The organism is Streptomyces sp. 7R007, assembly GCF_054850255.1.
Genome location: NZ_JBTWMV010000029.1, coordinates 69,594 through 88,210, shown reverse-complemented (window position 1 = coordinate 88,210; position 18,617 = coordinate 69,594). Strand labels below are relative to the sequence as shown.

At 73.9% G+C, this 18,617-nt stretch carries 17 protein-coding genes; 4 read left to right on the top strand and 13 right to left on the bottom strand.

Features of this window, described 5'->3' with window-relative positions:
- Window positions 1–1,716, top strand: a 1,716-nt coding sequence (locus ACYF6T_RS30780; RefSeq protein ID WP_461700533.1) for a MinD/ParA family ATP-binding protein, incomplete at its 5' end; no start/stop codon positions are given.
- A 65-nt stretch (window positions 1,717–1,781) separates the two neighbouring features.
- On the opposite strand, the gene ACYF6T_RS30775 is transcribed toward ACYF6T_RS30780, so the two are convergent.
- The 10 genes from ACYF6T_RS30775 to ACYF6T_RS30730 form a co-directional block, all read right to left on the bottom strand.
- Window positions 1,782–2,744 (bottom strand): bifunctional riboflavin kinase/FAD synthetase, encoded by a 963-nt coding sequence (locus ACYF6T_RS30775; RefSeq protein ID WP_461700531.1) that lies wholly within the window; start codon window positions 2,742–2,744, stop codon window positions 1,782–1,784.
- Between the two features lie 128 nt (window positions 2,745–2,872).
- Window positions 2,873–6,283, bottom strand: coding sequence for a trypsin-like peptidase domain-containing protein (locus ACYF6T_RS30770; RefSeq protein WP_461700530.1), 3,411 nt, complete (start codon window positions 6,281–6,283; stop codon window positions 2,873–2,875).
- A 252-nt stretch (window positions 6,284–6,535) separates the two neighbouring features.
- Window positions 6,536–7,441 carry a tRNA pseudouridine(55) synthase TruB gene (truB, locus tag ACYF6T_RS30765; protein WP_461700529.1) on the bottom strand — a complete coding sequence of 302 codons (906 nt, stop codon included), beginning with the start codon at window positions 7,439–7,441 and terminating at the stop codon, window positions 6,536–6,538.
- A complete protein-coding gene (gene rbfA / locus ACYF6T_RS30760; protein WP_461700528.1) occupies window positions 7,438–7,884 on the bottom strand; it encodes a 30S ribosome-binding factor RbfA in 447 nt (148 codons plus the stop codon). Before rbfA ends, truB begins: the two co-directional genes overlap by 4 nt.
- Window positions 7,885–7,930: 46 nt before the next feature.
- Window positions 7,931–8,224: a DUF503 domain-containing protein gene (locus ACYF6T_RS30755; protein WP_461700527.1), complete on the bottom strand. Its 294-nt coding sequence runs from the start codon at window positions 8,222–8,224 to the stop codon at window positions 7,931–7,933.
- A 193-nt stretch (window positions 8,225–8,417) separates the two neighbouring features.
- A complete protein-coding gene (gene infB / locus ACYF6T_RS30750) occupies window positions 8,418–11,543 on the bottom strand; it encodes a translation initiation factor IF-2 (protein ID WP_461700526.1) in 3,126 nt (1,041 codons plus the stop codon).
- Window positions 11,544–11,690: 147 nt separating this feature from the next.
- A complete protein-coding gene (locus ACYF6T_RS30745) occupies window positions 11,691–11,987 on the bottom strand; it encodes a YlxR family protein (protein ID WP_461700525.1) in 297 nt (98 codons plus the stop codon).
- A gap of 126 nt (window positions 11,988–12,113) precedes the next feature.
- Window positions 12,114–13,100 carry a transcription termination factor NusA gene (gene nusA / locus ACYF6T_RS30740; RefSeq protein WP_461700524.1) on the bottom strand — a complete coding sequence of 329 codons (987 nt, stop codon included), beginning with the start codon at window positions 13,098–13,100 and terminating at the stop codon, window positions 12,114–12,116.
- A gap of 2 nt (window positions 13,101–13,102) precedes the next feature.
- Window positions 13,103–13,615 (bottom strand): ribosome maturation factor RimP, encoded by a 513-nt coding sequence (gene rimP / locus ACYF6T_RS30735; protein WP_461700522.1) that lies wholly within the window; start codon window positions 13,613–13,615, stop codon window positions 13,103–13,105.
- Window positions 13,616–13,759: 144 nt separating this feature from the next.
- Complete coding sequence (locus ACYF6T_RS30730) at window positions 13,760–13,942, bottom strand: hypothetical protein (protein ID WP_461700537.1); 183 nt, start codon at window positions 13,940–13,942, stop codon at window positions 13,760–13,762.
- On the opposite strand from ACYF6T_RS30730, the gene ACYF6T_RS30725 reads away from it, so the two are divergent.
- From ACYF6T_RS30725 to ACYF6T_RS30715, 3 genes are read left to right on the top strand one after another with little or no spacing between them, the layout of a single operon-like run.
- Window positions 13,869–14,354: a hypothetical protein gene (locus ACYF6T_RS30725; RefSeq protein ID WP_461700536.1), complete on the top strand. Its 486-nt coding sequence runs from the start codon at window positions 13,869–13,871 to the stop codon at window positions 14,352–14,354. The genes ACYF6T_RS30730 and ACYF6T_RS30725 overlap by 74 nt on opposite strands.
- Window positions 14,351–14,809 carry a ferritin-like domain-containing protein gene (locus ACYF6T_RS30720; protein WP_461700521.1) on the top strand — a complete coding sequence of 153 codons (459 nt, stop codon included), beginning with the start codon at window positions 14,351–14,353 and terminating at the stop codon, window positions 14,807–14,809. The genes ACYF6T_RS30725 and ACYF6T_RS30720 overlap by 4 nt, the downstream gene beginning before the upstream one ends.
- 27 nt (window positions 14,810–14,836) lie before the next feature.
- Window positions 14,837–15,736, top strand: coding sequence for an aminoglycoside phosphotransferase family protein (locus ACYF6T_RS30715; RefSeq protein ID WP_461700520.1), 900 nt, complete (start codon window positions 14,837–14,839; stop codon window positions 15,734–15,736).
- A 167-nt stretch (window positions 15,737–15,903) separates the two neighbouring features.
- Here ACYF6T_RS30715 and ACYF6T_RS30710 read toward each other — a convergent pair whose 3' ends face one another.
- From ACYF6T_RS30710 to ACYF6T_RS30700, 3 genes are all read right to left on the bottom strand, one after another.
- Window positions 15,904–16,167, bottom strand: a complete 264-nt coding sequence (locus tag ACYF6T_RS30710) for a hypothetical protein (RefSeq protein WP_461700519.1) — start codon at window positions 16,165–16,167, stop codon at window positions 15,904–15,906.
- Window positions 16,168–16,245: 78 nt separating this feature from the next.
- Window positions 16,246–17,949 (bottom strand): proline--tRNA ligase, encoded by a 1,704-nt coding sequence (locus ACYF6T_RS30705; RefSeq protein ID WP_461700518.1) that lies wholly within the window; start codon window positions 17,947–17,949, stop codon window positions 16,246–16,248.
- A gap of 74 nt (window positions 17,950–18,023) precedes the next feature.
- Entirely contained in the window at window positions 18,024–18,593 is a 570-nt protein-coding gene (locus tag ACYF6T_RS30700) for a GNAT family N-acetyltransferase (protein ID WP_461700517.1), read from the bottom strand.
- Window positions 18,594–18,617 lie beyond the last annotated feature (24 nt).

The following is an 18,617-nucleotide window of genomic DNA, read 5'->3' as shown; positions in this document are numbered from 1 at the left end:
CCCCACACCCCGGACGGGTACGGCTTCCCGCCCCCCGGCGCGCCCGCCTCGCAGGCTCCCGGCGGCTACGGCTTCCCCCAGGCCGCACCCCCCGCCAACGCACCCAACCCCCAGGCACAACCCGGCAGTTACGGCTTCCCACATCCCGCACAGCCGCACCCCCAGCCCGGCCAGCCCCAGCCCCCTGCCCCGCAGGCCGCCCACCAGGGCCAGCCGCCGCAGGCATCCGCACAGCAGACGCCCGACCAGCCCCACCATCAGCAGGCACCCCAAGCCCCGCAGCCTCCGCAGGCCCCGCAGGGACAGGCCCCCGGCGCGCCTCACGCCGTGCCGTCGGTACCCCAGCCCCAGCCCCAGGTTCCGCAGGCCCCCCAACCGCCCGTCGACCCCCGTGCCGGTGCCGCATGGCCGCAGCCCATGCGGCATGACCAGCGGCAGCCGACCAACCCCGGTGCCGCGCCGCTCGGTTACACCGCGGCCGTGGAGCTGTCGTCCGACCGGCTGCTCAACAACAAGAAGCAGAAGGCGAAGAGCGGACGCCCCGCCGCGGCGCCCGGCCGGTTCAAGATCGGTGGGAAGAAGGAGGAGGCCGAGCGGCAGCGCAAGCTGGAGCTGATCCGCACGCCGGTGCTCTCGTGCTACCGGATCGCGGTCATCAGCCTCAAGGGCGGCGTCGGCAAGACCACGACCACCACCGCCCTCGGCTCCACCCTCGCCACCGAGCGCCAGGACAAGATCCTCGCCATCGACGCCAACCCGGACGCCGGCACCCTCGGCCGCCGGGTGCGCCGCGAGACCGGGGCCACCATCCGCGACCTCGTCCAGGCGATCCCGTACCTCAACTCGTACATGGACATCCGGCGGTTCACCTCCCAGGCCCCGTCCGGCCTGGAGATCATCGCCAACGACGTCGACCCCGCCGTCTCCACGACGTTCAACGACGAGGACTACCGGCGCGCGATCGACGTCCTGGGCCGCCAGTACCCGATCATCCTCACGGACTCCGGCACCGGTCTGCTCTACAGCGCCATGCGCGGTGTGCTCGACCTCGCCGACCAGCTCATCATCATCTCGACGCCGTCCGTGGACGGTGCGTCCAGCGCCAGTACGACGCTGGACTGGCTGTCCGCGCACGGGTACTCCGACCTGGTCGCCCGCTCCATCACCGTCATCTCCGGCGTCCGCGAGACCGGCAAGATGATCAAGGTGGAGGACATCGTCAGCCACTTCGAGACCCGGTGCCGCGGAGTCGTCGTCGTGCCCTTCGACGAGCACCTCGCCGCCGGTGCCGAGGTCGACCTCGACATGATGCGGCCCAAGGTCAGGGAGGCGTACTTCAACCTCGCGGCGATGGTCGCCGAGGACTTCGTACGCCACCAGCAGTCGCACGGTCTGTGGACGAGCGACGGCAACCCGCCCCCGGTCGCGGCCCCGCCGATGCCGGGCCAGCCCCTCCCGGGCCAGTACCCGCAACAGGGCCCGTACCCGCAGCCCGCGGCACAGCCGGCACAGCCGGCACAGCCGGCACAGCCGGGACCGTACCCGCCGGCCCCCGGCCAGCCGTACCCGCAGCAGCCCCACGCCCAGCCGCCGGGACAGCCGTACCCGCAACCGCCGTACCCGCAGCAGCCGGGCCAGCCCCAGCCCGGCTACGGCTACCCGCAGGCTCCGCGGCCGGACGGGCAGACCCCTCCCCCGCCGCCGCCACAGCAGTAGGCGCACACACGAAGGGCGGCCGGTGCCCCGCAGGCACCGGCCGCCCTTCGGCGTGTCGAAGCCGGCTACCCGGCGGCCTCCTCCGCCGCCGCCACCACCAGTTCCCGGCACCGCTTCACGTCCTGGGCCATCTGCTCCAGCAGGGCCTCCAGGGACTCGAACTTCGCCTGGCCGCGCACGAAGGCGAGGAAGTCCACGGCGACGTGCAGCCCGTACAGGTCGAGGCCGACGCGGCCGATGGCGTACGCCTCCACCGTGCGCTCGGTGCCGTCGAACTGCGGGTTCGTGCCGACGGAGATCGCCGCCGGCATCGCCTCGCCCTGCGCGTGCAGCCAGCCGGCGTAGACGCCGTCGGCGGGGATGGCGGTGTGCGGCAGGGTCTCCACGTTGGCGGTGGGGAAGCCGAGTTCGCGCCCGCGCTGGGCGCCGCGGACCACCACGCCCTCCACGCGGTGCGGGCGGCCCAGGATCTCCGCGGCGCCCGCGACGTCGCCCTCGGCGACCAGGCGGCGGGTGAGCGTGGAGGAGAAGGGCTCGCCGCCGCCCGCCTCGCCGGACAGGTACAGGTCGACGACCTCGACCTCGAAGTCGTACACCTTGCCCTGCTCGGTGAGGAACTCGACGTTGCCGGCGGCGCGGTGGCCGAAGCGGAAGTTCGGGCCCTCGACGACCGCCTTGGCGTGCAGCTTGTCGACCAGGACCTTGACCACGAAGTCGGCGGGCGAGAGCTTCGAGAACTCGGTGGTGAAGGGGAGGATGAGGACCGCGTCGACGCCCAGGTCGGCCATGAGTTCGGCGCGGCGGTGGTGCGGAGCCAGCAGCGGCGGGTGGCTGCCGGGGCGGACGACCTCGCTGGGGTGCGGGTCGAAGGTGACGACGACGGCCGGTACGCCCAGTTCGCGGGCACGGTCCACGGCGTGCCTGATGATCAGCTGGTGGCCGCGGTGGACGCCGTCGTAGGAACCGATGGTGACGACGCTGCGCCCCCAGTCCTCGGGGATGTCCTCCAAGCCACGCCAGCGCTGCACTGTGACCGCTCCTCGAACCCGTGTCCGTGTCTGCCTTGACCTCTTACGCAGGTCTAAGGGTGCCATGCCGGGCGCGTCCCGCCCGCATCGGCATGGACGCTGTGACCCGACGCACGTGCCGCCGGAGCTCACGCGGGCACGCGCACACCCGCCAGGTTCTCGATCATCCGGCGGGTGCCGGGGCCCACCACCGCCGCCCAGGCCTGCGGGGTCTCGGCCAGCCAGGCGGCCATGCGGGGGGCGAAACCGGGGATGCGGCGGCCCAGGTCGACCAGTCCCCGGTCGAAGCGGGCGGCGCCGTCCGGGGTGCGGACGAGGAGGAGGCCGGTGCGGTGGACGAGGTCGCGGGTGCCGTCGCCCGGGTGCCGGGCAGCGGCATGCAGCACGGCCTCCAGGACCGCGGGGGCGTCTTCACGGGCGAGGAGGACGTCGAGGAGTTCGCGGCGCAGGGGGCGGGAGGCGGGGGTGCCGGGGGTGGCGAGCACGGCGGCGAGGGCGGCCCGCACCTCCTCACGGCCGCCGTCGAGCAGGCCGGTGACCAGGGGGAAGAGGACCGCGCGGGCCTCGGGGCCCTGGTCGAGGCGGCGGTCGGTGTACGCGGCGACGTCGGCGGCGGTCTCCGGGCGCCGCTCGACGGCCTCCCGGACGAGGGCGGCGACCCGGTGGGCCAGCGGGGGTGTGGTGACGTCGGCGAGGGTGCGCAGCGCCTCTCCCGCGTCCGGTCCGCGCAGGCGTTCGCGGAAGGCGTCCAGGACGGGCTCGGGGTGGGTGGGCAGGGCGGCGACCAGGGCGCTGGGCGGCAGGTGCGGGTCGCCGGCCGCGAAGTGCCGCAGCGCCTGCGGGAGATGGCGGGCACGGGTGCGCGGATCGCGGACGAGGAGGGCGAGCGCGCCGCCGTGCAGGGTGCAGTCGGCGGGGCGGGCGAGCAGGGCGAGGGCGGCGTAGCGCAGCAGTTCGCGGTCGGCTTCCGTGCGCACGTGGGGCGCGGCGCGCAGGCCGTACGCCACCGCCGCCACCCGGCGGGCCGGCCGCTCGTCGTGCGCCCAGCGGTCCACGGCCCGGCACAGCGCCGACGGCTCGTCCTCGGCGAGCACGCCGAGCAGTTCGTCGGCACGCCGGTGCGCGCTCGCCACCAGGACCTCGGTCAGGTCGTCCAGCGCCTGGTGCCGATGGGTGTGCAGCAGGGCCTGCGCGGCCTCGGCGACGGTCGCGTGCGGGGTCGCGGGCAGCGGGCGGTCGTCGTCGAACCAGCGGGTGAGGAGCGGTTGTACGGCGGTGGGGTCGGCGGCGAGGAGCCGGGCCGTGGCGTCCAGGTAGCGGGGGCCGGGGTCCTGCGGCGGGCCGTCGGCCAGGACGAGCCGGCGCAGGAGGTCGAGGCGTTCCGGTGCCGGCAGGGGCAGCGCGGCCCAGAAGCCGGGGGCGAACTCGGCGGGCGCCGGGCGCTGTTGGCGGCTCGCGGTGACGATGCGGTCGGCGAGCAGGCGCAGGACGCCGGCGTAGGGCGTCGCGTCCGGTACGCGCAGGAGGGTCTCGGCGAGCAGGCGCGGGGCCCACCAGGAGGGGGGCCGGTGGTCCAGGGCGTTGGTCAGTTCCTCCAGGCGGCGGGCCAGTTCGGCGGTGCCCTGGTGGCGCGGCAGCAGGAGCAGGGCCTCGACGACCGGGCCGATGCGGTGGTGGGGGACCGGCAGCGGGCCTCGGCCGTCGGCGGGGGCGGGGCGGTGGACCAGGGCGCGCAGGGCCTCGTCCAGGTCGAGGTGGGTGCCCTGGATCCAGTCGGCGAGTTCCTCGTGGGCGAAGCGGTAGCCGGTGCCGGCGGGGACGAGGAGTCCTTCGGCGAGGACGGCGGAGGCCCAGCCGGTGCCGCCGCCGAGCCGGGCCGGGGCCTGCCCCCAGGGGAACACGGCCTCGAACGTCTCGCGGTCCACCTCGCCCTGGCCGGGGCCCAGACTGCGGCGGGCGGCCTCGTGGACCTGGCCGGAGACCCGGGCGGCGAGCCGGCGGACGCCGGTGCCGCGCAGGCCGTTCTGCGCGGCGAGGCGGACGGCAACGCGCAGGCACATGAGGTCGAGGTGGGCGGAGAAGACCTCGTGGCGGTCGGTCGGGGGGTGCGGGAGGGCGGTGCGGAGGTCGGAGAGGAGGCGGAGGGTGAGGGGGTGGCGGGCGTCGGGGGGCTGGAGGGCGTCTTCGGGGAGCCGGTAGCGGGTGCGGGCCTGGTGGGCCTCGGAGGGGGTGAGGTCGCCGAGGTGGACGCAGGGCGGGAGGGCCGGCCGGCCCGGGCCGGCGTCGGCCGGCTCCGGATGGTGCAGCAGCTCCTGCGGGAACTGCGCCCCCGCCGCTTCCCAGTACTCCGCCCGGCAGGCCACCACCAGCCGCGCCCCCGTCTGGCGCAGCCACTCCGTCGTGCCCCGCGTCCACTCCCCCAGCCGGTGGGCCAGGACGGGTGGCATCTCCTCGGGGCCGTCGAGGAGGAGGAGCAGGGGGCGGCCCGCGGTGCGGGCGGCCTGGGCCAGGCGGGCCGGGGTGAGGCCGGCGGGGTCGGCGAGGGCCGCCGTGCCGGAGGCGGCCACGATGCGGGCCGCCCTGGTCAGGGCGCGGTGGGCCGCGTCCGCGATCGACGTGTCCTCGTCCCGGAGGTCGGCGCCCCGCAGCCACAGCGTGGGGGCGGGTTCGGGGGCGCGGTGGCGGCGGGCGGCCAGGGCGGCGAGTTCCGTCGTACGGCCGCTGCCGGGGGCGCCGACGAGGGCCAGGACGGCGGCGGGGCCGGTGGTGAAGGCGGCGAACTCCCTCGCCGTGGCCGCCCGTTGCACCGCCTCGGGGCAGGCCGGCGGGCCGTCCTGGCCGACCGAGGTGGCGGTGAGTTCCAGGACGCCCGCGAGGTTGAGGTCGGGGCCGTAGGCCGGCACGGTGGCCGCGTTCTCGGCGAGCAGGTCGGCCAGCGGGCCGTCGGCGGGGCGCAGCGGGACGGCGAAGCCGACGTCGCGGTGGCCGCGGTGGAGGGCGGTGCCGAGGACGGCGACGACCGCGCCGGTGGTGGGGTCCAGGACGGGGCCGCCGGCCGCCCCGCCGCCCAGGCGCAGGGCGTCGCGGCCCGCGGTGCCGATGGCGAGTTCCAGCGCGTCGCCGAGGACGTGGAAGCGGTCCGTCGCCGCGTACGTCACGGAGGTGGCCGCCAGCACCCTCGCCTCGCGCCAACAGCCGGCGGCGACGCGGACGTAGGCGCCGGTGTCGATGCGGTCCCGGACGGTGACGGGAAGCGGGTCGACGCCCAGGCCCTCGGTGCGGACCAGGGCCAGGTCCAGGGCGGGCAGCGGGGTCACCGCGTCCGCGGTCACCAGGCAGGTGCGGTCGCCGCCGTCGGCGTACAGGACGAGTCCGGGCAGGCCGTCGACGGCCTCGTGGCTGGTGACGACCGTGCCGTGGTGGTCGGCGACGAAGCCGGTGCCGCGGGGGCGGCCGGCGAGGTCGCGGATGCGGACCAGCGCGGCGTCGGCCGCCGTCCCGTCGCCCGGTCGCGGTGCGCCCGCCTTGGTGCGGGTCATGGTCGGTCCTCCCCGCCGTACGCCCGTGCCCTGTCCTCGACGGTAGGCAAACGGTGATCAGCGGGACAGATCGCGCGGCGAACGCGCCCCCTTGCACTCCCTCGGTTCACTCCGAGCGCCTGCCCGGACGGGTGAATGGAGGGGGTCGGCTGGATACACCCTAGGGGTGGGGGAACCGAGGGGGGACCGTGGAGCGGCGGCACATCGACACCCCGTGATCGCCGCTCCACGGGCAGACTCCCCGGCGGGGTCTCAGCCGAAGACGGCCAGGCTCTTCGCCTTGCCCTTCTGTTCCTCGACGAGCGCCAGGAAGCGGCCCTCGGGGTCGAAGACGGCCACGGCCCCCGCGCCGGCGTACTCGTCGGGCATCTCCAGCCGTACGCCGTTGGTGAGCAGCCGGGCTCGCCGGGCGTCCACGTCCCAGCGCGGGAACGCGGCCCCGGCCGCCTCCGCGATCGGCATCACGGTCAGGTCCTGCTGGAGCTGGTCCAGGGTCTTCGCCGCGTCCAGCTTGTACGGGCCGACGCGGGTGCGGCGCAGCGCCGTGAGGTGGCCGCCGACGCCGAGTCCGGCGCCCAGGTCGCGGGCGAGGGCGCGGATGTAGGTGCCGGAGGAGCAGACGACCGACACCACCAGGTCGAGGACGGGGGTGCCGTCCTCGGCGACGGCGTCCCGGACGTCGTACACGGAGAAGGACGAGACGGTGACGGGGCGGGCCGGGATCTCGAAGTCCTCGCCCTCCCGGGCCCGCTTGTAGGAGCGCACGCCGTCGATCTTGATGGCGCTGACCTTGGACGGGACCTGCATGATGTCGCCGGTGAGCTCGGCGATGCCGGCGTCGATGGCGTCGCGGGTGACCTTCGAGGCGTCCGTCGCGCCCGTGATCTCGCCCTCGGCGTCGTCGGTGACGGTGGTCTGCCCGAGCCGGACGGTGCCCAGGTACTCCTTCTCGGTCAGCGCGAGGTGGCCGAGGAGCTTGGTGGCCTTCTCCACGCCGAGGACGAGGACGCCGGTGGCCATCGGGTCGAGGGTGCCGGCGTGCCCGACGCGTCGCGTCCTCGCGATGCCGCGCATCTTGGCGACGACGTCGTGCGAAGTGAAGCCCGACGGCTTGTCGACGATGACGAGGCCGTCGGGCGGGGTGTGCTTCTGGGTCATTCGGCGGTGTCGTCCTCGTCGTCACCCGGCTTCTTGTACGGGTCGGCCTCACCGGCGTACGTGGCGCCGGCGGAGACCTCGCGCACCTTGGCGTCGGACTGGCGCGCCTTGTCGAGGAGGTCCTCGATGGTGCGCGCGGTGTCCGGCAGGGCGTCCGCGACGAAGGTGAGGGTCGGCGTGAACTTCACGCCCGCGGCCGCGCCGACGGCCGAGCGGAGGACGCCCTTGGCGCTCTCCAGACCGGCGGCGGCCGCCGCGCGCTCCTCGTCGTCGCCGTACACCGTGTAGAAGACGGTCGCCTCCCGCAGGTCACCCGTGACCCGGGTGTCCGTGATGGTGACGTGCGAGCCGAGCCGCGGGTCCTTGATCCCACGCTGCAGCTTCTGGGCCACCACCTCTCGGATGAGGTCCGCCAGCCTCTTGGCCCGCGCGTTGTCGGCCACTGGTCGCTCCCGTTCTTTCTTCTCTTGCTGACTTGGTGCGTGCCGGTCAGTCGTCGTCGCCGTGGAAACGGCGTCTGACCGACAGCAGTTCCACCTCGGGGCGGCCGGCGACCAGCCGTTCGCACCGGTCCAGTACGTCGGTCAGGTGCCCCGCGTCGCCGGACACCACGGCCAGACCGATGCCGGCCCTGCGGTGAAGATCCATGTGATCGACCTCCGCCGCGCTCACGGAGTACTTCCGCTGGAGCTCGGCGACGATCGGCCGGACGACGGAGCGCTTCTCCTTCAGCGACCGTACGTCGCCGAGGAGGAGGTCGAAGGACAGCGTCCCCACATACATGTGTGCATCCGGTTCACCCGCCGGTACGGGATCGATGGCCCCGCCGCTTGCTGCGCAGGGACATCAGAACCGTACAACGAAGCGGCCGGACCGATCGACGGATATTACGCTCCGTGGACCAGGGCCGCGGCGGGCACAACGGCGCGCTGGCCGACGGGACCGAGGTCCCGCCGGCCAGCGCACACCGCCTGGCTTACGCCCGCGGCTTCTCGCGCATCTCGTACGTCGCGATGACGTCGTCGACCTTGATGTCGTTGAAGTTCCCGAGGTTGATACCGCCCTCGAAGCCTTCGCGGATCTCGGTGACGTCGTCCTTGAAGCGACGCAGACCCTCGATGGTGAGGTTCTCCGCGATGACCTTGCCGTCGCGGAGGAGGCGCGCCTTGGTGTTGCGCCGGACCTCGCCGGAGCGGATGAGGACACCCGCGATGTTGCCCAGCTTGGACGAGCGGAAGACCTCGCGGATCTCCGCCGTACCGAGCTCGACCTCTTCGAACTCCGGCTTGAGCATGCCCTTGAGGGCCGCCTCGATCTCCTCGATCGCCTGGTAGATGACCGAGTAGTACCGGACGTCCACGCCCTCGCGCTCGGCCATCTGCGCCGCGCGGCCGGCCGCGCGGACGTTGAAGCCGATCACGATGGCGTCGGAACCCATCGCCAGGTCGATGTCGGACTCCGTGACCGCACCGACACCGCGGTGCAGGACGCGGATGTCGACCTCTTCGCCGACGTCCAGCTGGAGCAGCGAGGACTCGAGGGCCTCGACGGAACCGGAAGCGTCGCCCTTGATGATCAGGTTCAGCTGCTGGACCTCGCCGGCCTTCAGCACCTTGTCCAGGTCCTCCAGCGACACGCGGCGCGTGCGCTTGGCGAACGCGGCGTTGCGCTCGCGGGCGGCGCGCTTCTCCGCGATCTGACGGGCCGTACGGTCCTCGTCGACCACGATGAAGTTGTCGCCCGCACCCGGGACGTTGGTCAGACCCAGCACCTGGACCGGCGTGGACGGGCCCGCCTCGGCGACGTTGTTGCCGTTGTCGTCGAGCATGGCGCGCACGCGGCCGTAGGCGTCGCCGACGACCATCGTCTCGCCGACCCGCAGGGTGCCGCGCTGCACGAGGACCGTCGCCACGGCACCGCGGCCGCGGTCGAGACGGGACTCGATGGCGATGCCCTGCGCGTCCTGGTTCGGGTTGGCCCGCAGGTCCAGGGTCGCGTCGGCGGTCAGGATGACCGCCTCCAGCAGGCTGTCGATGTGCAGGCCCTGCTTGGCGGAGATGTCGACGAACATCGTGTCGCCGCCGTACTCCTCGGCCACCAGGCCGTACTCGGTCAGCTGACCGCGCACCTTGGTCGGGTCCGCGCCCTCGACGTCGATCTTGTTGACCGCGACCACGATCGGCACGTCGGCCGCCTTGGCGTGGTTCAGCGCCTCGATCGTCTGGGGCATCACACCGTCGTTGGCCGCCACCACGAGGATCGCGATGTCGGTCGACTTCGCACCGCGGGCACGCATGGCGGTGAACGCCTCGTGACCCGGGGTGTCGATGAAGGTGATCTTGCGGTCGTCGCCGTTGACCTCGGTCGTGACCTGGTAGGCACCGATGTGCTGGGTGATGCCGCCGGCCTCGCCCGCGATGACGTTCGTCTTGCGGATGGCGTCGAGCAGGCGGGTCTTGCCGTGGTCGACGTGACCCATGACGGTGACGACCGGCGGGCGGACCACCAGGTCCTCCTCGTCGCCCTCGTCCTCGCCGAACTCGATGTCGAAGGACTCCAGGAGCTCGCGGTCCTCCTCCTCCGGGCTGACGATCTGAACCGTGTAGTTCATCTCGTCGGCGAGGAGCTGGAGGGTCTCGTCGGAGACGGACTGCGTGGCGGTGACCATCTCGCCGAGGTTCATCATGACCGCGACGAGGGACGCCGGGTTGGCGTTGATCTTCTCCGCGAAGTCGGTGAGCGACGCGCCGCGGGAGAGACGGATGGTCTCGCCGTTGCCGCGCGGCAGCATCACGCCGCCGACGCTCGGGGCCTGCATGGCCTCGTACTCCTGGCGCCGCTGCCGCTTCGACTTGCGACCGCGACGCGCCGGACCGCCGGGACGGCCGAAGGCGCCCTGCGTGCCACCGCGACCGCCCGGACCACCGGGACGACCGCCGAAGCCGGGACGACCGCCGCCACCGCCGAAGCCGCCACCGCCGCCGGGGCCACCGCCACCGGGACGGCCGGCGAACCCGCCGCCACCGCCACCCGGACGGGCGCCACCGCCGCCGGGACGGCCGGCGAAGCCGCCGCCGCCGGGACGACCGGCACCGCCGGGACGACCCGCACCGCCCGGACCGCGGCCCCCACCGGGGCCGGGACGCGGGCCGGCAGCGGGACGCTGCGGCATCATGCCGGGGTTGGGACGGGGACCCGCGGGACCGCCGCCGGGACGCGGACCGCCCTGCGGGCGGGGCATGCCGGCCGGCGACGGACGGGGACCGCCCGGAGCCTGCGGACGGGGACCGCCCGCCGCGCCCTGGGGACGCGGACCGCCCTGGCCGGCACCCTGCGGACGCGGGGCGCCGCCGGGGGCACCGGGACCGCCGGGACGCGGGGCGCCGCCCGGACGGGGCGCCTGCGGGCGCGCCATGCCGGTGGAGCCGCCGGAGGTGAAGGGGTTGTTGCCCGGACGGGGACCGGCCGGACGGCCGCCGGGACGCGGTGCCTGGCCGCCGGGGCGCGGGGCGCCGGAACGGTCGCCGCCACGGCCCTGGCCGCCCTGGCCGGGGCCACCCGGACGCGGGGCGCCCGGACGGGGGCCCTGGGCACCGGGGCGCGGGGCGTTCGGGCCCGGACGCGGACCGGAGCCCTGGGAGGCGGGGGCCGCGGGAGCCGACGGGGGTGCCGTGAACTCGGGCGTGGTCGGAGCCGGGGACGCCGGGGCGGGCCGCGGCGCGGGCTTCGGGCCCGGGGTGGGACGGGGGCCGGGAGTGGCCGGCGCGGCGGGAGCCGCGGGCTTCTCGGCGGCGGCCGGCTTGGGGGCCGGCGGGCGCGGGGCGGCCGGACGGTCTCCCACTGCCTTCGAGGCGTGGGAGGCGCTGCCGCTCTGCGCGGGAGAGGGTGCTGCCGGACGAGCCGGGGCAGCCTTGCGTGCGGGGGCGGCCTTGCCGCCTCCGTTGCCCTGCTGGAGGGCGTCCGTCAGCTTGCGGACTACGGGCGCTTCGATGGTCGAAGACGCCGAACGGACGAATTCACCGAGTTCCTGGAGCTTGGCCATGACGACCTTGCTCTCGACACCGAACTCCTTGGCGAGTTCGTAGACCCGGACCTTAGCCACTTCGCTCCTTTGAGGTCCGGGTTGCGGCCGGACCGTCGCTAGTTCATGGGCGTACTCATCGCGTACTCATCGAGTGCTCATCGCAATCTCGACCTGCTTTCGACTCGCGAGGTACCAGGCCGCACGGGGGGTTCCGCACGGCACGTCTTACGGTGTTGCCTCCTCGGCAACTGTCGTCTGCTCGACGAACCGGCGCAACGCCTTAATGTCGAGCGCTCCCGGGGCGCGCAACGCCCGCGTGAACGCCCGGCGGCGTACCGCCTGGTCGAGACAGACCGAGGCGGGGTGCAGATAAGCACCCCGGCCGGGCAGCGTACCGCGAGGATCGGGGACGCACTCGTCCTTGATCGCCACGATCCGCAGTAGATCGGCCTTGGCCGCTCGCTCCCGACACCCCACACAGGTGCGTTCAGGGCATGCTCGGGCGTGCGTCCGGCCAGACACTGTTAAGTCTACCTCCCCGCACCGACCTCACCCCTTCGGGGCTGGGATCGAACGGTTGTTGTCGTGATCTAAGCGACCCGCGGCCGGGATCTATTCCCCCGGGCCGCCGAGGGGGCCGCCGGGGCGCTACTCCGCGGGCTGCTCGGTGTCGGGCCGGATGTCGATCCGCCAGCCGGTCAGCCGGGCGGCGAGCCGGGCGTTCTGCCCTTCCTTGCCGATGGCCAGGGACAGCTGGTAGTCCGGCACGGTCACCCGGGCGGACCGGGCGGCCATGTCCACGACCTCCACCTTGGAGACGCGGGCCGGCGAGAGCGCGTTGGCGACCATCTCCGCCGGGTCGTCCGACCAGTCGACGATGTCGATCTTCTCACCGTTCAGCTCGCCCATGACGTTGCGCACACGGCCGCCCATCGGGCCGATGCAGGCGCCCTTGGCGTTCAGGCCCGAACGGGTGGACCGTACGGCGATCTTGGTGCGGTGACCGGCCTCACGGGCGATCGCGGCGATCTCCACGGACCCGTCGGCGATCTCCGGCACCTCCAGGGCGAAGAGCTTCTTCACCAGGTTCGGGTGCGTACGGGAGAGGGTGACCGACGGGCCGCGGACGCCCTTGGCCACGCGGACGACGTACGACCGCAGCCGCATCCCGTGCGGGTAGGTCTCCCCCGGCACCTGCTCCTGCACCGGCAGGATGGCCTCCAGCTTGCCGATGTCGACCAGCACGTTCTTCGGGTCGCGGCCCTGCTGGACCACGCCCGTGACGATGTCGCCCTCGCGGCCGGCGTACTCGCCGAGCGTCGCGTCGTCCTCGGCGTCGCGCAGCCGCTGCAGGATGACCTGCTTGGCGGTGGTGGCGGCGATACGGCCGAAACCGGACGGCGTGTCGTCGAACTCGCGCGGCTCCTGCCCCTCCTCCAGGTCCTCGGGGTCCTCCTTCGCCCACACGGTCACATGCCCGGTCTCCCGGTTGAGCTCCACGCGCGCGTGGCGGCGGCTTCCCTCGGTGCGGTGGTAGGCGATGAGGAGGGCCGACTCGATCGCCTCGACCAGCAGGTCGAAGGAGATCTCCTTCTCCCGTACCAAGCCCCGCAGGGCACTCATGTCGATGTCCACGGCTACGCCTCCTCTTCCTTCTCGACGTCCTTGTCGTGTTCCTTGCGGTTGAACTCGACCTGCACGCGCGCCCGGTCGACGTCGGGGAAGGCGAGTCTGCGTGCGGTGGCCTTGCGGCCCTTGACCCCGGGCACTTCCAGGTCGAGTCCCTCGTCGTCGACCTTCAGGATCCTGGCGACCAGTTCCCCGCCCTCGGCCAGCTGGAACCGCACCAGCCGGCCCGTGGCGCGCACGTAGTGCCGGTGTTCCGTGAGGAGGCGTTCCGCGCCCGGGGTGCCGACCTCCAGGGTGTACTCCCCCGCGCCCATCGCGTCCGTCTCGTCGAGCTTCGCCGAGAGCGCGCGGCTCACATCGGCGATCTGGTCCAGGTCCGCCCCGGTGTCGGAGTCGACGACGACGCGCAGCACCCGCTTGCGTCCGACGGAGTCCACGGCGATCTCTTCGAGATCCAGGCCCTGGGAGGTGACGAGCGGTTCCAGGAGCTCTCGCAGCCTCTCGCTCTGGGTGGTGCTCATCCGGGTGACTCCTCGGCCGCGTGTGCTGTTGTGGGATGGGTCGCGTGTCTGGTCAAAGGGTATCCGGTCGCAGGCGGTGTTGCCGTCCACGTGCGCGGGGCCGGTGCCGCTGACGGGCGCCGGGCGGGGCCGCGGGTACGGTGATCACGGCGGGTGGTGTTCCCGCCCACGTGTTCGTACGAGCTTGCCGAGGACGTCTGCCGTGCCGTACCCCCCGCCGCCGCGCCTCCCCTCGGGGGCGCGCAGAAGATCCGTGCTCGCCTCGGCCGCCGGGACGGCCTTGCTGGCGGGCTGTTCGTCGGGGGGCGGGTCGTCCTCGGAGAGCACGGGCGGCAGTCCGTCGGTGACCGAGCGGGCACGCGCGCGTGCGGCACGGGACAGCGCGGGGCTGGTGGCGCGGTACGACGCCGTGCTGGCCGCGTTCCCGGGGCTGGCGCGGCGGCTGGGACCGCTGCGGGCGGAGGTCGTCCGGCATGCGCAGGCGTTCGGCGGGAGTGACGGTGTGACGGCGGCCTCCTCCCCGTCGGCCTCGCCGTCGGCCTCGGCATCCGCTTCGGCGTCCGCGCCGCCCGAGACCGAGAAGGACGCCCTCGCCGGGCTCGCCGCCGCCGAACGGGCGCTCTCCGACCGGCGTACGACGGAGCTCCTGGACGTGCCGGGCGAGCTGGCGCGGCTGCTGGCCTCGGTGGCGGCGGCCGGGGCGGCGCACGCGTATCTGCTGACGGAGGACGCCCGGTGAGCGAGGCGAAGGCACTGGAGGCGCTGCAGAAGGCGCTGGCGGCCGAGCACGCGGCGGTGTACGGCTACGGAGTCGTCGGCGGCCGGATCGGCACCGGGCGGCAGGCCGAGGCGCGGTCGGCGTACGCCGCCCACCGGGCCCGGCGCGACGCGCTGGTGCGCGAGGTGCGGGACCGGGGCGGCAGGCCGGTGGCCGCGGCGGCGGCGTACGCGCTGCCCTTCCCGGTGCCGGACCCGGCGGCGGCCGTGCGGCTCGCGGCCGTGCTGGAGGAGCGGGTGGCCGGTGTCTACTCCGACCTGGTGCGCGCGGCCGGGGGCGGGCTGCGCCGCACGGCCGCGGAGGCGCTGCGCGAGGCGGCGGTGCGGGCGGTGCGCTGGAGCGGGGAGAGCGTAGCCTTCCCTGGTCTGGCCGAGCGGGCGGCCACGACGTCCGCCTCGCCGACGCCCTCGGCTTGACCGGCACCGGAAGGGAACGACTCGCGTATGGCTTTCGAACCGCCGCAGCGTCTGGTGCGGGCGCTCGGCGAGACGGCACCGGACGGTGACGACTGGCTGGAGAGGCTGCCCGAACTGGCGCAGCGGGCCGTCGCGCTACGCGAGTTGACCGTGGAGCGGGTGCAGGTGCCAGGGGGGCGCAGCAGCCTCGTCGTCCTGGTCCGGCGCGCCGACGGCAGCCCCGCCGTGCTCAAGCTGGCCCCGCCCCGGTTCCGGCCGCGGGCCGAGCGGGCGGCGCTGGCGCACTGGGGCGGCGCGGGCGCGGTGCAGCTGCTCGACGAGCCGCCGGTGGAGGGGGTGCTGCTGCTGGAGCGGCTGCACCCGGACGTCTCGGTGCGGTCCTTGCCGGAGGCGAAGGCGCTGCTGGAGGCGGCGGGGACGTTGCGGCGGCTGTGGGTGGAGCCGCCGGGCGGGCACTCCTTCGAGACGGTCGCCGAGCGGACCGGGCGGCAGGCGCAGGCCATGCGGGCGACCGCGTCCGCCGTCGCCGAGGTCGGTGTGCTGGTCGACGCCGCGGTGGGGGCGCGCGCCGAGTTGCTGGCGGCGCCGCCCGAGCACCGGCTGCTGCACGGGACGTTCCGGCAGAGCAAGGTCCTGGCCGGTGAGCGGATGCCCTGGCTGGCCGTGGGGCCGGACCCGGTGGTGGGTGAGTGCGCGTTCGATCTGGCGCGGCTGGTGCGGGACCGGGTGGAGGACCTGATCGCCTCCCCGTCGGGAGCCGCCACGACGAGGCGGCGGGTGAAGCGGCTCGCGGAGTTGCTGGAGGTGGATCAGGAGCGGCTTCGGGGGTGGACGCTGTTCCGGGCCGTGGAGTCGGGGGTGCGGGCCCTGCGGGTGGGGCGGCCCCGGGACGCGGAGCTGCTGCTCGAATTCGCCGGGTGGCTGTGAGTCCTGCCGGTCACCGCGGGTCCCCCGCCGGTCCCAGGGCCAGGACCGGGCGGTCGGCCGCTGCCTTCCGCGCCCGTTTCATGGTCCGGGCCGGGACGGGGACGCCGTCCACGACCGGGTAGCCCCACTCGTCCGGCGTGTGGCGCGGTCGCGGACCGGGGCGCTTGTCACGACGGCCCCGAGGTGGAGTCGGCGGAGCCGCTGCCGCTGGAGGCGGACGAGGAGGAGCCGTCCGGGGACGACGAGCTGGTGCCGGTGTTCCCGGTGCTGCCGCTCGTCGTCGAGGACGCGGCGCTGGTGTCCGTGTGCATCGTGCCGATCGACGCGAACATCCCGGCGGCGACCGCCAGCGGGACGGCCGCCGCTGTCGCCGCCGTGCGCCGGGCCCCTCTGCGGACCGCGGCGACGGCACCTCGTTCCCTGCTGGTCATGGTCGTACCCTCCCTGGTGACGTTCTGTCACCCACACGGTCGGGTACGACCCTCAGAGGACGTTTCTGAGCAGTTCCTTCACGCGCTCAGGCGGGCGATCGCCTCGTCCACCGTCAGCTCCTCGCGCTCGCCGGTCCTGCGGTCCTTGAGCTCCAGGACACCCTCGGCGGCGCGGCGGCCGGCGACGAGGATCTTGGGGACGCCGATCAGTTCGGAGTCGGTGAACTTCACGCCCGGGGAGACGCCGGCCCGGTCGTCGACCAGGACGCGCAGGCCCGCCGCGCGCAGCTTCTCGGAGACGTCGAGGGCGAGTTCGGTCTGCAGCGCCTTGCCCGCGGCGACCACGTGCACGTCGGCCGGGGCGACCTCGGCGGGCCAGCACAGGCCCTGCTCGTCGGCGGTCTGCTCGGCGAGCGCGGCGACGGCGCGGGAGACGCCGATGCCGTAGGAGCCCATGGTGACGCGGACCGGCTTGCCGTTCTGGCCGAGGACGTCCAGCTTGAGGGCGTCGGCGTACTTGCGGCCGAGCTGGAAGATGTGGCCGATCTCGATGGCGCGGTCCAGCTTGAGGCCGGTGCCGCACTTGGGGCACGGGTCGCCCTCCTGCACGACCACCACGTCGACGTACGCGTCGACCTCGAAGTCACGGCCCGCCACGACGTTCTTGGCGTGCGTGTGCTCCTTGTTGGCGCCGGTGATCCAGGCGGTGCCGGGGGCCACGCGCGGGTCGGCGATGTAGGTGACCTTCTCGCCCAGGCCCTGCGGGCCGACGTAGCCGCGGACCAGGTCGGGGCGGGTGGCGAAGTCGGCCTCGGTGACCATCTCGACGACCGCCGGGGCGAAGTGCGCCTCGACCTTGTCCATGTCGACCTCGCGGTCACCGGGGACGCCGACGGCCACGATCTCGCCGTCGACCTTGACCAGGAGGTTCTTCAGGGTGGCGGAGGCGGGGACGCCGAGGGAGGCGGCGAGGGTCTCGATGGTGGGGGTGTCCGGGGTGGGGATGTCTTCGAGCGCGGGCACGCCGGCCGCGTCCACCGGCTTGAGCTCGTACGTGATCGCCTCGGTGTTGGCGGCGAAGTCGCAGTTCGGGCAGTCGGCGAAGGTGTCCTCGCCGGCGCCGGCCGGGGCGAGGAACTCCTCCGACTTGGAGCCGCCCATCGCGCCGGCGGTGGCGGCGCAGATGCGGTAGTCGAGGCCGAGGCGCTCGAAGACGCGCTGGTAGGCCTCGCGGTGCAGGGCGTAGGAGCGGCCGAGGCCCTCGTCGTCCAGGTCGAAGGAGTAGGAGTCCTTCATCAGGAACTCGCGGCCGCGCAGGATGCCGGCCCGCGGGCGGGCCTCGTCGCGGTACTTGTGCTGGATCTGGTAGAGGATGACCGGCAGGTCCTTGTAGGAGGACGCCTGGTCCTTCACCAGCAGGGTGAAGATCTCCTCGTGGGTCGGGCCGAGCAGGTAGTCGCCGCCCTTGCGGTCCTTCAGGCGGAACAGCTCCTGGCCGTACTCGTCCCAGCGGCCGGTGGCGTCGTACGGCTCCCGTGGCAGCAGGGCGGGGAGCAGCACCTCCTGGGCGCCGATCGCGTCCATCTCCTCGCGGACGATCCGCTCGACGTTGGCCAGCACCTTCTTGCCCAGCGGCAGCCACGACCAGATGCCGGCGGCGGTGCGGCGGACGTAGCCGGCGCGGACGAGCAGCTTGTGGCTGAGGACCTCGGCGTCCGCCGGGTCGTCGCGCAGCGTCTTCGCCATCAACTGGGACATGCGCTGGACCGGTGCGTTGGCCATGGTTCTCGAACTCCTGCTGCGTATGGATGACTGGCTAGGAGGTTAGCCGGGCGGCCTGGGGTGGCGGAAATCGGCTAACGGCGGCGCAGGGGAAGGGGGGCGCCCATGACGGCGTACGGTTTCGGGGCGCTGGGGAAGAGGACCTGGCGGGCCAGGTCCTGGTAGCCGAGGGAGCGGTAGAGGCCGCGGGCGGGGCTGTCGATGTCGATCGCGGAGAGGATCGAGCGGGGTTCGGTGGCGCCGTCGGTGATCGTGGTGATCAGGCCGCGGCCGATGCCGAAGTTCTGGTAGCGGGGATGGACGTGCAGCTCGGTGATGACGAAGGAGTCGTCGAGCCAGTCGTCGTGGCCCTGGGCGCGCAGGTACGGCTCCACGACGGTGGACCACCAGTGGGAGCGGTCGTTGGGCATGCCGTAGACGAAGCCGACGAGCCGGTCCTGGGTGGTGGCGCCGAGGGCGCGGGCGCCGGGGTACGTCATGTGGCGCAGCACGATCTGCCTGCGGACGGCGACCTCGTCGGCGCCCAGTCCGAAGGCGACGGCCTGTACGGCGAGCGCCTCGTCCACGCGGGCGGACAGATCGAGGGGGCCGATCACGACGTCGTCGGGGTGGCGGCGGTGTCCGTGACCGGGAAAGTGCAGCATGCGGGGAGACTACAGGTCTCGTAC

Coding starts and splice junctions, on each gene's coding strand:
- ACYF6T_RS30770 (WP_461700530.1), bottom strand. CDS start 6,283: ATGACCCGCACCAAGGCGGGCGCACCGCGACCGGGCGACGGGACGGCG.
- truB (WP_461700529.1), bottom strand. CDS start 7,441: ATGACCCAGAAGCACACCCCGCCCGACGGCCTCGTCATCGTCGACAAG.
- ACYF6T_RS30755 (WP_461700527.1), bottom strand. CDS start 8,224: ATGTATGTGGGGACGCTGTCCTTCGACCTCCTCCTCGGCGACGTACGG.
- rimP (WP_461700522.1), bottom strand. CDS start 13,615: ATGAGCACCACCCAGAGCGAGAGGCTGCGAGAGCTCCTGGAACCGCTC.
- ACYF6T_RS30715 (WP_461700520.1), top strand. CDS start 14,837: ATGGCTTTCGAACCGCCGCAGCGTCTGGTGCGGGCGCTCGGCGAGACG.
- ACYF6T_RS30710 (WP_461700519.1), bottom strand. CDS start 16,167: ATGACCAGCAGGGAACGAGGTGCCGTCGCCGCGGTCCGCAGAGGGGCC.
- ACYF6T_RS30705 (WP_461700518.1), bottom strand. CDS start 17,949: ATGGCCAACGCACCGGTCCAGCGCATGTCCCAGTTGATGGCGAAGACG.
- ACYF6T_RS30700 (WP_461700517.1), bottom strand. CDS start 18,593: ATGCTGCACTTTCCCGGTCACGGACACCGCCGCCACCCCGACGACGTC.